This is a genomic window from Streptomyces sp. NPDC005808, assembly GCF_042871385.1.
In the GTDB taxonomy this organism is placed as follows: Bacteria; Actinomycetota; Actinomycetes; order Streptomycetales; family Streptomycetaceae; genus Streptomyces.
Map to the genome: position 1 here is coordinate 70,330 of NZ_JBIAIK010000014.1, position 15,752 is coordinate 86,081.

Below are 15,752 nucleotides of genomic sequence, written 5' to 3' on the forward strand. Positions count from 1 at the left end.
CCTCGATCGCCAGTTGCTCCTCCCCACCCTCCCCACCCCAGACGACTTCTGACAGGCCGGCCGGGTGCGGCGCCGTGGCGCCAGGACGGCGGTGAACTCGCGAGCTCGCCGTCGGCGCGCCAGGTCGCCCCATGCTCAGGTCCATGTACCTGGCCCTTCGTACCTGGTCCCGTGCCCTGGTCCTTCGTGCCTGGTCTTTCGTACCTGGCCCCGTGCCTAGTCCTTCGCACCTGGGCCCGTGCCTGATCCCTCGTACCTGCCTCTTCACAACTGGCGCCGCGTCATCCGACACCGGCGCACAGCGCGCGGTCCACGAGGCCGCGGACAGCCCGCTCCGCCGCGAGCAACTGCTCGTAGCCACCGCCGGTGCCGCCGGCGACGACGACAACCGAGCGCCGTCCGTCTCCGACAGAGCCGGCGCGAACCGTGAACCCCTCGAGGTCCCCTCCATGGCCCCAGGTGTCGCCGCCGCAGGTCAAGGGCTGCCGCATAAGTCCCAATCCGTAGCGCAGGCCGGGGAACCCCGCTTCGACGTTCTCGCCGACGGACACGGTTTTGCGCATCTCCGCGAGTTGGGCGGGAGGCAACAGACGCCCGCCGAGCAGGGCGGCGAAGAAGCGGTCCACGTCGCGCTCCGTGCCGACGAGCGCAGCGCCCGCGTCCACCGACGAGACGTTCCTGGCCGTGGTGTCCGTCCAGGTGCCCGAGCCGGGGAACAGGTGGTAGGTGTGCGCGTGCGGAGCCTTCAGGTAAGGGTCGTCGCCAGGCGCGTAGGTGCCGGTCAGACCGAGGGGATGGATGATCCGGTCGCGTACCTCCTCGGCCCAGGGCCGCCCGGTGGCCTTTTCGATGATCATTCCGGCGAGTACGTAGCCGGGGTTGGAGTAGTTCCAGTCGGGCTCGGGGTCATCGGCCGGTGCGGGCGGGAAGTCCGGCCGGTGACGCATCGCGCCGGCGACCAGCTGCTCGGGATCCCAGTGATCGAATCGTGTCCGCTCGAAATCGGCTGCGGTGTTCCCGGTGTCCTCCTCGGTACCGTAGTTGTAAATGCCGCTGGTGTGCTGCAGCAGGTTCCTGACGGTGATGCGGCTGCCGTCGTTGCCGTTGCCGCTCACCACACCCGGCAGCCAGCGCTCGACGGTGTCGTCCAGGGACAGACTGCCCTCGGCTACGAGTTGCAGCACGACGGTGGCCACGAAGGTCTTGGTGACGCTGCCCAGCCGGAACTCCGCCTCGCTCGGCACAGGTCGGCCGGTGTGCAACTCGGCCTCGCCCGCCCGGGCGTGCACCGTGCGAGCACCGTCGCGCACCCGCACCGTGATGCCGACGAACCCTCCCTCCGCAAGGACGCGCTCCGTCTCGCGTTGGAGCTGCCGGGAGGTGAGCCGATCCTCTACGGACGCAGCGGTGGCCGCGAAAGCCGGGTGAGGAGCGGCCGTAGCACCCAGCGCCGGCGCCATGGACGCGACGCCGGCAGCGAGCACAACGGCCGTGGCGAGCCAGGCCCGCGAAATCATTCCTGTTGCCCTCATGCCTTCACACTCTGCCGAGACAGGCCGGCCGCGCCCATGGCGGCAGCCTCCGGAACCGGGGTGGGGATACCTCCAGGGCCCCGGTCCGGCCAACCTGATGGCCGAGACACGGACGACTGCGACTTCGTAAACCCAGAACCGTTGAAGTCGCCGTTGCCAGCCACCGGCTGACAACTCCCGCCGAGCCATCCGCATCCCATTACGGTGTTCTCATGCCGCATGCACCCGCACTCCTCGTCCTCGACATGCAGAACGCCGCCGTGGCCATCGCTCACCGGCCGAAGGAGACCGTCGCCACGATCGCCCTCCTCCAGGAACGTGCCCGTGCCGCCAACGTGCCCGTCATTACGGTCCAGCACGACGGCCAGGGCCTGGAACCCGACACGGAAGCGTGGCAGATCGTGCCCGAACTGGCCCCCGGTGAGGGGGAGAAGACCGTACGGAAGGGCAGCGCCGACGCCTTTCTCGACAGCGACCTGGGCCCGTTCCTCACGGAACTCGGCGTCACCGAATTGGTCGTCACCGGGTTCGCCACCGAGTTCTGCGTGGACACGACCGCACGGCAGACACTCAGCCGCGGGTACGACCTCCTGCTCGTCGCGGACGGACACACCACGTCAGCCCGCCCGGACGTCGACGGGTTCGTGTCGTCCGACCGGGCCGTCCTGCACCACAACGCCATCTACCGGCACATCAACTTCCCGGCGCGCAGCATCCGTGTCCTGCCTGCTGCCGATGTGGACTTCACTGCTCCCGCGGTTCCCGACCAGGCCTGAGCCCTCGAGCACCCCCCTCATCAACACCAGCTGCATCGCAGCAAAAAATGTGATCGTCCACGTCCAGGGAGACCGCAGTGTCCAGAACACCGCAGCAGATCTTCGAGAGCTACATCTACGCCGGGACCATCACCCGGAACGCCGATGCCCTGGCCGAGAGCTTCACCGAGGATGGCGTCTTCGAGGCACCACTCATGCCTGCTGACGCCGCCTTCCCCAGGCGCCTGGTGGGTCGTGAGGAGATCCGTAACGCGATGGCGGCGTACTACGAACAACCGGTGAAGGACGGCCGCACGCCGAACCTTGAGAAGTCCGGCTACGTTTTGCACACCACCTCCAGCCCCGACGTGTTCATCGCCGAAATCGACACGGTCTTCGACGGGGACGGAGAGGACACGGCCGTCTCGCTGGTGCAGATCTTCCGCATCCGCGACGGGAAGATCGCCCGCCTGCGCGACTACTTCGCGCCGGAGCTGATGAGTTGAGAACCGAAGTGACCGTTTTCCGCGCTCCAAGGGTCCATTGCCACTGAGCAGTTGGCTCTTGGAGCCAACGAGGAGAGCGCGGCGTGGTCCGCCCGGCGGCCTGGCACCTGTAGAAGGGCGCCGCGCCGCGGCAGTCCTTCAAGGCGCTTGCCCACGAGCCAGGTTGTGTGATCTGCCGTGTCCGCAGAACGCGGGGCCGAGCACCGTCGAGGGCAACTCCCTCGACGACTCACGCTCCAGCGCCGGAGTCGCGGTGTGTCTCCTCGGGCACTGCAGCGTCGGTGGCCGTCGGAGTCGTGTCCCGTCGGGCCGGAAGGGTCCGTCCCAGTCGGGCGAGCGGGGACAGGGCCATCGCTGCTGGGGACAGCATCATGCCCGCGGCCGTCGCCAGGAGGCTGGTGCGCAACCCCCACTCCTGCGCGAGGAATCCGCCGAGCAGGGAGCCGAGCGGGGTCAGGCCCATTCCGACAAACGTGATCGTGGCGGCCGCGCGGCCCTGCATCCCGTCCGGAGTGACGGCCTGGCGGACTGCCATGACCGTGACATTCACCAACTGCCCGAAGGTCCCGAACACGAAATTGATCAAAAGGAGCGCGGGAATCGTCACCGCGGAGGAGCCGTGCAGCGCGGGCACACAGAGCAGGACGCCGTCGCCGAGTGCCGCGGCCGACACAAGCACCGTGCCATGACCGAAGCGGCTCGGCAGGCGCGCGGCCAGCAGCGCGCCCAGGAGCGCGCCCGGTCCCGTCGCCGCGAGCGCCAGCCCTACGGCGGTGCCCGACAGATGCAGTTCCCGCGGCAGGAAGAGCAGATAGACGGTCATCATGGCCGCGAAGGACACTTGGAAGGCGGCCGAGGCGAGGCACACCGTCCGCAAGGAGGGGTTACCGGCGACAAAGCGCAGGCCCTCGTGGATTCGACGCCATATCCGAGGAGGACTCTCCGGGTGTTCCGGGATCGATTCACGGCGACGGATCCCTCGGATCGACAGGAACGACAGCGTGAAGAACAGCGCGCCGGTGGCAGCAGCGATCGGCGCCGACAGCAGTGAGACCAACGCGCCGCCGAGGGCGGGACCGCCGATCTGCGCCGCCGAGCGGCTGCCCTCGAGCGCACTGTTGCCCCGCACCAACTGATCCCGCTTCACCAGCCGTACGAGAGACGTCTGGTAGGCCACGTCGAAGAACACGGACAGGGTCCCGACCGCGAAGGCAACCGCGAGAAGCGTCGGCAGGCCGAGCCAACCGAGAAGGCCGGCCGCGGCCGCGATGCCCATGGCCAGGGTCCGGCCAACGTCTGCCAGCACCATCACCGTGCGGGTCCGCCACCTGTCCACCCAGGCGCCGACGAAGAGCGAGAGCAACATGATCGGCGCCTGCCCCATCGCGCGGAGGGCGCCCAGCTGGCCGGCGTCGGCGTTGAGCGTCAGGACGGCGAAGAGCGGCAGCATCACCAGGCTTGTGTGCTCACCCAGTTGGGAGGCCGTCTGGCCCGTCCAGAGTCTGCGGAAGTCGCGGTCCCGCCACAGGCTTGACGGAACAGGGCGCCCCGGATCGGGGACAGGGGAGAAAGTGGACGGCACGAGGATCCCTTGGATTGCCGACGACGAGGTCCGCCCACCGGCGCGCGAAAGGCGCACTTACGGTTGAGGCGGGAAGGGCTCGCTGTGCCGCAGCTTCAGGGGCAGCACGCGATGACAGGCCGATCACGGCCTACGACGTCAACGCGCGCTCGAACGACCGACCATGTCTTGGCTCCTCGTCAATCACTCGCCGTCGAGAGTAGTCCTCGGTGGGCAGACACGAAAGACGACCGGCCCGAACCAGAACCCTCCGGCCGCGGACCGAACAGACACCCAGCCGAGGGGGCCCGCTGCGGCATGCGAGCGAGCCCACTCGCCCCCGGAACAGAGAAGGTCGGATCAAGGCTTGTCAGTTCGGCCCTCGAGCGGCTTCTACGCTACGAGGGCTGACTCGTCAGCTGTTCTGGGCACCGTTCCAGACGTCGTACGCCGAGTTGCCGTACGCCGACGTGGCGGCAGCCGATCCGTAGCTGCCGGAGTAGGCGCCGGTCTGAATCGCCGAGCCGTCAGGCTGGTAGTTCTCGATCCAGGCTCCGCCGCTGGCGCCACCGGACAGGCCGTTGCAGTTGTTCATCAGGCGCTGCCCGTCGGGTCCGGCGTAGCCCTGCCCCTCGCACCACACGGCATAGTCCTTGTCGGCCGGCAGACCGATGATGTGCGCGTAGTTGCTCGACCAGTTGAAGCCGAGCCCGGTGGAGCCCACTACGTCCTGCACGCGCCGGCCGCCCGGAGTGTCCAGGACGAGGAAGGCGCTGTCGTTCTCCTGACCGCCTCCCGTGACCCAGCCCGCGCTGCGCCAGCCCCACCAGCCGTATGGCGCGTTGCCCGTGTTGTAGTTGGGAGCAAAGCGGTAGTTGGTGCCGCCTTCACCGAAGCCGCAGTGCCGCGCGGTGGCCAGCACGGAACCGTTGTTACTGGTGACAACGTTGCCAGAGCAGATGTAGTCACCCTTGCCCGGGATCGTGAAGAAGAGGCGTCCTACGGTCCCCCACACGCTGGCCTGGGCCTCAACTCCCGAGCTGACCGTGGGTCTTGTCGCGGGGATGCGCACGGGCTCTTCGGCAGCCTCGTCGGCTGCGCCCGAGGAGGGCCGTACCTCGGAGACGGCCTCGGGCGCGGGCATCGGCTTGGCCTGGCGGATCCGCTCCGGGGTCCAGTAGGCGTCGAGCTGAGCACGTGACTTTGTGTTGACGGCCGCGTCGGTCCCGGTGGGGGTGCCGGCCGGCCGGTCCTGCGCGACGGCCGAGACGGGCGTCAATGCGACGCACAGACTCGCTGCCGCGGCCAGGGTGGTGAGGGCAAATCGACGTAAGCGCATGGGAACCCTCCGGGTTCGGGAAGTGATCAAACGCGCTCACTGTCGCACGGGCCCTACGGGAGATCAACGGTACGTACCAAGTTGCCTCTACCCGTTGGCAGATCGGGAGTGTCGAGGCGAGAACGACGGCGCGTTGCGCGTGTCTGGAGGGCCGGATGACCGACGAACTCGCCGTAGACACACCGCAGTTGGACACGTGTGAGGGCGGTGGGCCGCGATCTCCTGGCGTGACACTGCCGTTGGAGATGCTCCGGGCATTGGTTCCTCACCCGGCGTCATCCAGGCATCGACGGGCGTGCACCGATGGCCGCCCTCCCCCGCCACAACGAGACTCGTCCTAGACGGTTCCGGCACCTCGCTGAGATTGGTAAGAGCGCCCGGCCATACGCGGTCGCAGCCGGGGCGCGGCGGCAAGTCCACTTGGATCGGCTGGTCCGGCCCGGTGGCGGGTGCCGGCGTAGTAGTGGTTGGCCGCGGTGGACGCTACGCGGATGCGCATTTCGTTGCGTCCTGGACGTAGCGCGGACGAGGCGACGTCGCAGCGGAAGGGGCCCCATCCCCACCGGCCTACGGTCTGTCCGTTGATCTCGGCCTCAGCGCTCGTGTGCACGACGGGCAGGACGAGTTCCCAGTCGGGCCAGGCGAGGTCGGCGACGCTGATGTCGAAGGTGTTCCGGTACTCACCGACACCCGAGTACTCGGCCCATCCCTGTTCTTCCCAGCCTCGGTCGACGTCGATCGCCTGCTCGGCGGCGTCGAGGGCGAGCACCCATCCTCGGTCCAGGATGAGGGGGGCCGGTACCGTGTACGAGCCGTGGGTCAGGTGCCAGCAGGCCAGTTCGCCGGGAGCCAGGCTCAGACGCAGTGAGCCGTCGATCTCGTACGGTGCCTCGACCACGCCGGACTCCGGCCGCCACCGGGTGACCTGGGCGGGGAGTTGAGAAGGCCGGACGTGGACGGCTCGCTCGCAGTCGTCGTCGTTGAACAGGGCGATCCGGATCCCGTCGGCGTCGAGTGCCCGGCGTGACCACACCGCGCCGTCGAAGTCGATCGTCAGGTGGCCGGTGAGCGAGCGGTCCAGGTGGGGATCGACGGAGGCCGCTGACGGGATGCCCGGCCAGTGCCTGGCCCGTGGTCCGCTGAGCAGTTCCCCGATCCGCCGGCTCACCCGGTCGTCGGTGCCCTGCGTCTGGGTCGCGTGCGGAACGGGCCCCGATGCCAGCAGTGCTCCCCCGCCGTCCGTGAACTCCGCGAGCGCGTCGAGGGTCTTGTCGTCCTGGACCACGGACACTCCGGGCAGGACCAGGGTCCGGTAACGGCCCGCGAGCCGTCCCGCGCGCAGGTCCCGTTCGTCGACCAGGTGAAAGTCGTGTCCCGCACGGGCCAGGTACTCGGTCCAGAACGCCGTGTGCTCACCGTAGGGATGGCTGGGGCCTTCCGCCCAGCTCGTCCTGAGGGGATACAGCACGGCGATCTCGTCGAGCGGCTGGGTTCCGTCGAGGAACTCCGACAGCCTGCCCGACTCCTCCGCGAACGCTCGGTGGTGGGCGAACCACGGCTCGAAGTTCACGCCGGGTGCGAAGTCGAACCGGGGATTGGTGAAGAGCTCGTCGCCCTCGTGGCCGTCGGTGAGCCAGAACGCGTGCATCAACAACTGCCGTGCGCCGAACAGATGGTGACGGACCGTCTGGTCGCGCAACTGCCCCAGGGTGAGTTCCCAGCGGCCGGCCGCGAAGTGGGATCCGGTCTCGGTGCGCGCGAAGTACTGCTCGACCATGCAGCCGCTGCGGCCGTTCGACCGGGCCACGGAGTCGCCGAACTTGGCGCTGATCTGCGGGTGTTCGTTGCGTGCGTCGACGGCCGTGAGGTCGCGCCAGCGGTCCAGGCCGAAGTAGTCGGTGCCGAAGTTCGTGCGGGGATCTTCGGTGATGATCGTGGCGGCGGGGTTCCAGGAGGAGACGTAACCGAGCACCTCATGGCCGGACAGGGCCACGCCGTGCTCCGTGCACCACTTCGACAGCGTCCCGAAGAACGCGTCGATCCCGACGGCCGAGTAGCGCTCGAAGAATTCGCATCGCCAGGCCGCCGTCAGCGGGCCGACCTCGCGCGCCAGGGACAACAGGACGCGACGGTCGTCGGGTACGACGGTGGGGGCGTACATCAGCGACGAGTCGACGTGGGCACGGCGCTGTCGCCAGTCGAAGAAACAGCCGTGCGGCTGGTCGAAGAAGACGTAGCTCACGGTCGTTCCCAGGTGCTCGCCGAAGGCCTCCGCGTAGGGCTGGTAGCCGACTTCGAGAAAGCGTTGGGCCGCCTCGGGAAGCAGGTAGTTGATCATGCGGCTCGACGCGCACCGGGCGGCGACGAAGACGGTGACGGCCGACTGGCCGTCCAGTGCCTGGGCGGGTACGCGCACCCGGCATCCGGACTCACCGGATTCGACGAGCTGAGCGTGCTCCGTGACGTCCGTGATGGAGTCGGCGGAATCGATGTCGCCTGCCGGATGGGCGAGCGCCGCGACGATCTCCCATTCGTCCCACCGCATCACTCCGCCCGAGAACACCCAGTTCTTTCCGGGCTCCAGCAGGTAGTCCACGTCCTTGGCGCGGATCTCGTCGACCACGCACTCGGCGTACTCTCCGGCGGGTTCCCCGGTGGTGCAGAACATGTGCCGTTCGCGCAGTTCATCGCGTCCGTCGACGGTACGTCCGCCCGCGTGCCCGGAGAGCCAGTTGTACTCGTCGTAGATGCCCAGCATCAGTCCCCTGCTCGCCGCTTCGTCGGCGGCGAGCCGGCATGCGGCGAGATACTCGGGCCCGAGGTAGTCCTCGATCGGGAACGACAGCCGGGTCTGGATCTGGAAGGACTTGAACCCGGCCGCGGCAAGGGTGTCCAGCTGTTCCCGGATTTCGTCGGCCGTCGGAATCCGGTGCCAGAACCAGTAGGTCGCGGGCGCGTGCCACGGATCGGGGCTTTCGAAGGTCATGAGGAGACCCTCGCGAGCTCAGGTTCGCGCCGCGGTGCGTAGGTGCCCTTCGGGTCGATCTTCAGCACGAAGGTGAGGAACGCGTACATCCCGGCGCCGACCACCATCGCGATCAGGACACCCATGTTGGTGCTGCCGACGACGCCCTTCTTCGCCGAGTCGGACAGCAGGAACCCGACCACCTTGGCGAGGTTCGGGTCGGACGAGGTGACCAGGCCCAGGCCGATCACGGTTGCGACGCCGAGGGACAACAGCGCCGTCCACCGCCCGCTGCGGCCGCCCTCCCCCGCGCGCTTGGCGAGGTCGACGTTCCAGCCCAGTCGCCGCTGGCGGATGAAGTCGAGCAGCTGGATTCCGCCCATGGTGCCCATGACCACGGCTATCAGTGCCAGGAAGGCCTGGAAGGTGGCAAGGAACGAGTCGGACAGGAAGAGCAGGTAGAAGGCGCCGGCGGAGATGATGACCATGTTGATGACCGTGGTTCCGGCGCGGGAGACAGGTACTCCCAGCGCGAGGAGCGCGAGTCCCGAGGAGTAGAGGCCGGTGATCGCCGCGGCGACCAGCGAGATCACGATGACGATCGTGAACGGGATGAAGAACCACAGGGGCAGCAGGTCCGTGAGTGCGCCGATGGGATCGTTCGCGGCCGCGGTGCCGAGACCGGAGTCGCCCGCGGCCAGCAGCACACCAAGGACGAGCAGTACGGCGACGGGAAGCACGATGCCGAAGGTGGTCCAGCCGATCACGCCGGCCGCCTTGGTGCTGCGCGGGAGGTAGCGGGCGAAGTCGCCGCCGTAGTGCAGGAATCCGATCCCGACCATCGTCATGGCCAGGATGACCCCGCCGACGAACGTGGCCAGTGATCCGTTCGCCTCTCCGCCGATCCGGTCCCACTGGATGTGGGGGACGACCATTCCGATGAACACCACCGTCATCACGCCGGTGAGCCAGGCGATCCACTTCTCGACCTTGAGGATCATCTGATGGCCGTAGACCGCAACCGTCACGGACACGACGAGCACCACGACGTACCACAGCACGATCGCCGGAACAGTCGCCTCACCCTGTCCGTCGGCGAAGGGACCCGGCCACAGCCGGGCGAGGAGATGGGCACCCGAGGTCGATGCCAGCGTGATGAGGGTGACCTTCCAGCCGACATTGGACAGGTAGGCGAAGAAGGTGGGGAACTTGTTGCCGTGGAAGCCGAAAGCGGAGCGCGTCTGGGTGAGGGTCGGCAGACCCGTACGAGGACCGCCGACCGCGAGGATTCCCACCAGCGTCGAGGACAGTACGTAGCCCAGGATCCCCGCCAGGATTGCCTGCCAGGCGCTCAGGCCGACTCCGAACACGTAGATGCCCAGGCTGACCCCGAGGATCGACACGTTCCAGGAGAACCAGACGGGGAACAAGCCGCCTGGCGTGCCATGCCGTTCCGCGTCCGGGACGGGGTTCACCCCGTTCTGTTCGACCGCCGAGACAACGGGTGGCGAGACAAGGGGTGGCGTGATGTCGGTCATGATCTGTTCCCTTCGGTGATGGCGCCGCTGAGGTGGGCAGGCGACAGCACGTCGTCGCCCGGCGACCCGCAGTTCGTCCTGCGGGAGGGTTCGTGGAATGTGCCGCGGCCGGATCGCGGTCCCATGTCGGACGGCGGGGCAGCGGATGCGTCAACCGGCCGGGGGCGAGGCCGCCTTCACCGAAGGCATCGGCTCGGCATCGTGTCCCTCATAACTCCAAAGAGGAGTCGTCCGCTCGTTCCGGAGTCGGCTCGGGGGTGATCCGTGACTCTTCATTGATCACGGAACTCGCCATGGCACCGAACGCCCCCGCCGGCCGGGCGAGGCCGGACCGTGTCGGGGCCTTTCCACCATGCCGCATATCGGAGATGTCCGTTCTACTCGAGCCGATCCTCATCATGTCCTGCTGAGTTTGACGGAGCAGTGGGAGGCCTCATGAGGGGGTGTCCCGAGGCACGGTGGAAGGGGGTGCGTCGGCCAGTGGGATGGGGCCGTCGCCCGCGATGGCAGAGGTCGCGGTCCATCCGCATCCGCCACGCCGGAAAACTAGTCCGGATGCTGACTATCTCCCGATGGGGTCTCTCCGTCAAGGGTTGGCCTACCGCATTTCCTCCGACGTCCACGGGCGCTCTCTCCGGGCCACCGAGCGCAGCGCGAGGCCGCCTCACAGCTGCTGGGCGATCAGGGAGGCCGAGGCCCGGAGGGCGTGGATCGGGGCGAGGGTCTCGGTCAGACTTCGTCCTGTGCCGCCCTCGCGCAGCGCGATGATCTCCGCCGTGATGGACACCGCGGTCTCCTCCGGGGTGCGTCCGCCCAGGTCGAGCCCTATCGGGGAGCGGAGCCGCGCAAGGGCTCTCTCGTCGACGCCTGCCTCCCGCAGCCGCCGCAGCCGGTCCTCGTGTGTGCGCCTGCTGCCCATGGCCCCGACGTAACCGGCGTCCGTGTGCAGCGCGACCTCCAGGAGGGGGATGTCGAACTTCGGGTCGTGCGTGAGGACGCAGATGACAGTGCGCGCATCGACCCTCGCACCGCTCAGCCACCGATGCGGCCAGTCGACCACCACCTCGTGTGCATCCGGAAAGCGGGCCGCCGTGGCGAAGACGGGCCGCGCGTCGCACACCGTGACCCGATAGCCCAGAAAAGTTCCGAGGCGTGCCAGGGCTCCGGCGTAGTCGATCGCGCCGAAGATCAGCAGGCGCGGCGGCTCCGTGAAGGATTCGACGAAGAGACGGGGGCCGTCCGGCAGCGTCTCCCCGGTAACTCCGTTGTCCAGAAAGCCCGTTGCTGAGCGCTCCCGGATCCCGGCACCGTCCGCGGTCATCGCGCGGCCGTACCTGGCCGGCCGGCGCGCGCTCGGATCATCGGCCGACGCGGCCCATCCGCCGCCCGAGCACGACTCCCCCACCACGCCTGACGGGCTGAGCCGTCGCATCCGCGCGAGGGCCTGCGCGTCCAGGTCACGTTCCCCCAGCGAGCCCGTCGCCTTGCCGTCGTCCTGCACGAGCAGCCATGCTCCCGCCGTGGCGCCGGACAGCACCGTCGCCGTCACCGCCGCACGGCCCTCCCGAAGCGCCGCGGCCAGGGCCGACCACTGGGCGAACTGCCCCTCCGAGACGGGACGTACGAAGATCTCCAGCGTGCCTCCGCATGTCAGTCCCACCGCGAACGCGTCGTCGTCGGTGACGCCGAACGTCTGCGTGACCACCTCCCCGGACTCCAGTGCCTGAAGCGCCAGCTCGTAGACCGCGGCTTCCACGCACCCGCCCGACACGCTCCCCGCTACCTCCCCGCTCTCGGACACGGCCATCGCCGCGCCCGGCTGCTTCGGGGACGAGGACCAGGTGGCGACAACGCTTGCGACAGCAAACCGGGTACCTGCCGCGCACCAGCCGTCGAGGGTCTCCAGGATGTTCTTCATGGGTTCAGGCCGTGGCGGAGCTGGGGACCCGGCCGCTCAACAGGCTGCCGGCGCCGGGCACGAGAGTGGGCAGCCCCAGTTCGGCCAGGATGCGGTACGCCGTGGCGGTGGCCGCGGAGAGCACCGGTAGGCCCGCCGCGTCCTCCACCGGCTGGATCGAGGCAAGCGACGGCATCTGCACGCATGCGGACAGGACGAGGGCGTCGGCCCGGGAGAGGTCCAGGCGCCGCCAGTGATCGCGCAGGTCGGCGGGGTCGAGGCGAGCCACTGCCAGGTTGTCCGGCACCTCCAGGCTCAGCGCGTCCACCACCTCTGTGCCCGCGTCCTCGATGTAGTCGGCGACAACGCGGGTCAACGGCTTCATGTACGGAGTGATGATCGCGACCCGCCGCGCCCCGAGGGTTTTGATGCCGTCGAGCAGGGCGCCGGCGCTGGACACCACCGGCGCCTGTGCGCCCTGCTCGCGGAGTACGGCGGTGATCTCGTCCTCCGCGGTGCAGTGGAACCCCGGTCCCTGCGCCATGATCGCCACCAGACAGGCCGTGGCCACCACGTCGGGGCGGGCATCGGCGAGCTCCAGGGCCGCGCGCCCGGTCTGCGCGTTCATGGCGCGCAGTTGCTCGGGCGTGACGTGCTGCATGCGCATCCGGCTGCTGTGGAAGACGAACCGGTCCTCGGGAATCACGGACTCGCGGTCCCGCAGCATGCGCGGGAGTTCCGTCTCCATGGTCAGGTTCGAGCTGGGCACGATCAGGCCGATGTGGTGGTCGGTCATGGCATCCTCCGGATGTCTGGTGTCCGTACGGTGGCGACCCAGAACCCGTGGCGTGCCCGCAGCGGGCGGGTTACGAGTTCTCGGTCAGTCCCTCCCAGTGGTCGGCGAGGGAGGTGAGCAGGTGCATGATTTCTTCGCGCCGCTCGGCTCCGAACGGCTCCAGGAGTCGTTGGTCGAGCTGCCGCGCACGGGTGTTCGCGCCGCGGAGGGTCTGCTCACCCTCCTCGGTCAGATAGAGCAGCTTGCGGCGGCCGTCGGCGGCGGCCGTCTTGCGTACGATCAGGCCCCGGTTCTCCAGCCGTCGGGCGACGTCCGCCATCGTCGACGTGTCCAGGGCCACCGCCGATGCCAGCGACCGCTGATCGTGGCCAGGCGCCGACTCCACGGTCTGCAGCACCGCGAACTGCGGGCCCGTGAGCGTCGGGTCCACCGCGCGGATCCAGATCGCCAGGTAGGCCTGGTAGAGGCGCCGGACCTGGTAGCCGGGCGCGGCCGTCAGCGCGACGGGAGGCCGGGGCGGAGTGGAGGTCGAGGTAGCGGTTTCGTCAGCCATAAGGCCACTTAAGCACGGCCTTTGATCGGTGCGGCACCCGGATCGAGGCGGTCCGGAAACGGGAACAGGGGCGGCTGTCAGGTCAGCATCGGGCGCAGTGCCTCCCGCAGCGCGGCGAGTGCGGCAGGAGGGTTGTCCCAGAACAGCATGTGGCCGGCGTCCGGGATCTCGCGGAACACGGCCGAGGGGTGCAGCCGGGCCGCCTCCTGCGCGCCCTCGGCGGTGACGACGGGGCTGTCCGATCCGTACAGCAGCGCCGTCGGGCCCGGTACCGAGGGCCACCACTGGAAGAAGTCCTCGGCCTCGAAGCCGCGATGCGTGGCCACGATGGCGTCCTGATCGCAGCCGGCCAGCCAGCGCGCCCGCAGTGCCTGTTCCGCGCGCGGCCAGCGCGGCCACGCCTGTGCCACCTCGTCGGCGTCCGTGCCACGCACCGCCTGGGCGAGCTGGTCCAGGAAGGCGTCCAGCGTGGTGGGGTAGGGCCCGCGCCCCGGTCCGCTCATCGGCGGGTCCCCCAGCACCGTGCCGCGCACCGCGACCTTGCCCCGAACGGCGGTCACGGCCGCGATGCGCGCGCCCATCGAGTGTCCGAAGAGCAGGGGCCGGTCGAGTCCGAGCCCCGTGATGACGGCCTCGGTGTCCTCGGCGTACTCCTCGAGACTGTACGAACCTCCCGCGTCGGACAGCCCTCGTCCGCGTATGTCGACGACCAACGGCCTCACCAGGTCGGTCAGTTCACGCGCCACGAAGTCCATCGTGATCGCCGGGCTGGTGATGCCGGGGAGCACGACGAGCGGGACGCCGGGGCCGCCGTAGTCCAGGACGTGCAGGCGCGTGCCGCCCGAGCGCACCCAGCGACTCGTGGCGGGTACGTCGGCCAGATCGGCGAGCGCGGCCTGCGACAGGCAACGGGCGAGCGGGGCGGAAGTCGTGGGGTCCTTGGGCGGTGGGGTCACGGGGAGCTCCTCGGCAGGCCGTCGAGATAGGCGACGGCGTCCTTGAGGGCGATCACATCGCCGTACTTGGCCTGGATGTCGAAGAGGTTCGCCTCGTGGGGGCCGGGCGCGCGGTCGCCGACGCACTCGCTCGGGACCAGCACCGAGAACCCGGACTGCACGGCGTCCACGGCCGTCGCCCGTACGCAGCCACTCGTCGTCGCCCCGCACACGAGCACCGTGTCGCAGCCGAGGCCGGTCAGCAGGGCAGCCAGCGAGGTGCCGAAGAAGGCAGAGGCGCCCTTCTTCACGATCAGGTGGTCCTCAGGCTCGCGCGGGAGCCGGGGATCGACCCTGACCTCCTCGCTGCCTTCGACGAGGGACCGCATGCCCGGCGCCTTGTGGAGCCAGGTGACGGCGTCACCTGCCGCCTCGGCCGGCGTGTAGGCGATCGCGGTGAAGACGACCGGTATCCCCGCCGGACGTGCCGCCTCGATCAACTCACTCGTGGCGCCGACGACGTCGGTCAGGTCCGCGCCCGACGGGAACGCCTTTTCGGTGAAGCCGCGCGTGAGGTCGACCACGACGATCGCGGGCCGGCTGCCACGACGCACGGGGGCGCCGAATCCGGCGCGCGCGTAGGTCTGTTCGGTCTCCTGGCCGTACCGCGCGGTGCTCACGACGACCTCCGCAGGGCCCGCAGTTCCCGTGCCTGGGCGGTGAGCCGGCCCAGCAGCCAGCCCTCGAAGAGGCCGAACGCGAACGCCCCGGCGACCAGGCCGTACTTGGCTGCCGCGGGACCGACCAGCAGGGCCAGGCCGTCGAGTTCGGAGTCCTGCGCGAGGGCGGGCTGCGCGGCGGGGGCGGAGGTGGCACCCAGGCGCGGGGAGTCGGCACCCACGCGTGGGGAGGCTGCCGCTCCCCCGGCGCGGTCCGCGTCCAGCAGGCTGCCGAGATTCTGCGCGAACTGCTGCAGGATCCGGTCCGATACGGCGGCGATCGCGCCCTTGCCGAACTGGGCGATCTTGCCCCGGATCACCAGGTCCGTGGAGAGCTGGAGCAGCGCGCCCTCGGGCGCCGCCACCACATCGAGTGCGACCTCGGCCTCCGCGTCGCCGCTGCCGTGGGTGTCGGCACCGCGGGCGTGGACCCGCAGCCGCCGTCGCTCGGCGTCGACCTCCAGGAACCGGACCGTGCCCGCGTACGCGGCGCTGATCGGTCCGACCTTGATTTTCACCCTGCCGTTCCAGACGTCGCCGTCCTGCCCGTCGAGCGCGGCGCCCGGCATGCAGGAGGCGACCCGTTCGACGTCGTTCATCAGGGCGAAGACCTCGTCGGGCGAGGCCTTGACCGGGACCGTGTTCGTCAGCTGCAT

General features: G+C 69.3%; 13 protein-coding genes. 2 read left to right on the plus strand and 11 right to left on the minus strand.

Annotation, left to right across the window (positions count from 1 at the left end):
• Nucleotides 1–281: 281 nt before the first annotated feature.
• Nucleotides 282–1,532: a serine hydrolase domain-containing protein gene (locus ACFYPC_RS27635; RefSeq protein WP_388681417.1), complete on the minus strand. Its 1,251-nt coding sequence runs from the start codon at nucleotides 1,530–1,532 to the stop codon at nucleotides 282–284.
• Nucleotides 1,533–1,744: 212 nt separating this feature from the next.
• On the opposite strand from ACFYPC_RS27635, the gene ACFYPC_RS27640 reads away from it, so the two are divergent.
• Both ACFYPC_RS27640 and ACFYPC_RS27645 read left to right on the plus strand, forming a co-directional pair.
• Nucleotides 1,745–2,308: an isochorismatase family protein gene (locus tag ACFYPC_RS27640; RefSeq protein WP_388681420.1), complete on the plus strand. Its 564-nt coding sequence runs from the start codon at nucleotides 1,745–1,747 to the stop codon at nucleotides 2,306–2,308.
• Between the two features lie 77 nt (nucleotides 2,309–2,385).
• The gene (locus ACFYPC_RS27645; protein ID WP_388681422.1) at nucleotides 2,386–2,793 is read left to right on the plus strand and encodes a nuclear transport factor 2 family protein; all 408 of its coding nucleotides are present in this window, start codon (nucleotides 2,386–2,388) and stop codon (nucleotides 2,791–2,793) included.
• A 229-nt stretch (nucleotides 2,794–3,022) separates the two neighbouring features.
• Here the strand turns inward: ACFYPC_RS27645 and ACFYPC_RS27650 are convergent, their stop codons facing one another.
• The 10 genes from ACFYPC_RS27650 to ACFYPC_RS27695 all read right to left on the minus strand — a co-directional run bounded on the left by ACFYPC_RS27650 (nucleotide 3,023) and on the right by ACFYPC_RS27695 (nucleotide 15,752).
• Nucleotides 3,023–4,375 carry an MFS transporter gene (locus ACFYPC_RS27650; protein WP_388681424.1) on the minus strand — a complete coding sequence of 451 codons (1,353 nt, stop codon included), beginning with the start codon at nucleotides 4,373–4,375 and terminating at the stop codon, nucleotides 3,023–3,025.
• 394 nt (nucleotides 4,376–4,769) lie between these two features.
• The gene (locus ACFYPC_RS27655) at nucleotides 4,770–5,693 is read right to left on the minus strand and encodes a peptidase (protein WP_388681426.1); all 924 of its coding nucleotides are present in this window, start codon (nucleotides 5,691–5,693) and stop codon (nucleotides 4,770–4,772) included.
• 337 nt (nucleotides 5,694–6,030) lie between these two features.
• Entirely contained in the window at nucleotides 6,031–8,679 is a 2,649-nt protein-coding gene (locus ACFYPC_RS27660; protein WP_388681428.1) for a hypothetical protein, read from the minus strand.
• Nucleotides 8,676–10,196, minus strand: a complete 1,521-nt coding sequence (locus ACFYPC_RS27665) for a purine-cytosine permease family protein (RefSeq protein ID WP_388681429.1) — start codon at nucleotides 10,194–10,196, stop codon at nucleotides 8,676–8,678. The genes ACFYPC_RS27660 and ACFYPC_RS27665 overlap by 4 nt, the downstream gene beginning before the upstream one ends.
• A 664-nt stretch (nucleotides 10,197–10,860) precedes the next feature.
• Entirely contained in the window at nucleotides 10,861–12,114 is a 1,254-nt protein-coding gene (locus ACFYPC_RS27670) for an XdhC family protein (RefSeq protein ID WP_388681432.1), read from the minus strand.
• Between the two features lie 4 nt (nucleotides 12,115–12,118).
• Entirely contained in the window at nucleotides 12,119–12,889 is a 771-nt protein-coding gene (locus ACFYPC_RS27675) for an Asp/Glu racemase (RefSeq protein WP_388681434.1), read from the minus strand.
• Nucleotides 12,890–12,959: 70 nt separating this feature from the next.
• A complete protein-coding gene (locus ACFYPC_RS27680) occupies nucleotides 12,960–13,442 on the minus strand; it encodes a MarR family winged helix-turn-helix transcriptional regulator (protein ID WP_385729731.1) in 483 nt (160 codons plus the stop codon).
• A 77-nt stretch (nucleotides 13,443–13,519) separates the two neighbouring features.
• Entirely contained in the window at nucleotides 13,520–14,398 is an 879-nt protein-coding gene (locus ACFYPC_RS27685) for an alpha/beta fold hydrolase (RefSeq protein WP_388681437.1), read from the minus strand.
• On the minus strand, nucleotides 14,395–15,057 hold the full coding sequence (locus ACFYPC_RS27690) for an isochorismatase family protein (protein WP_388681439.1): 663 nt from the start codon (nucleotides 15,055–15,057) through the stop codon (nucleotides 14,395–14,397). The genes ACFYPC_RS27685 and ACFYPC_RS27690 overlap by 4 nt, the downstream gene beginning before the upstream one ends.
• A complete protein-coding gene (locus ACFYPC_RS27695) occupies nucleotides 15,054–15,752 on the minus strand; it encodes an SRPBCC family protein (protein WP_388681440.1) in 699 nt (232 codons plus the stop codon). Before ACFYPC_RS27695 ends, ACFYPC_RS27690 begins: the two co-directional genes overlap by 4 nt.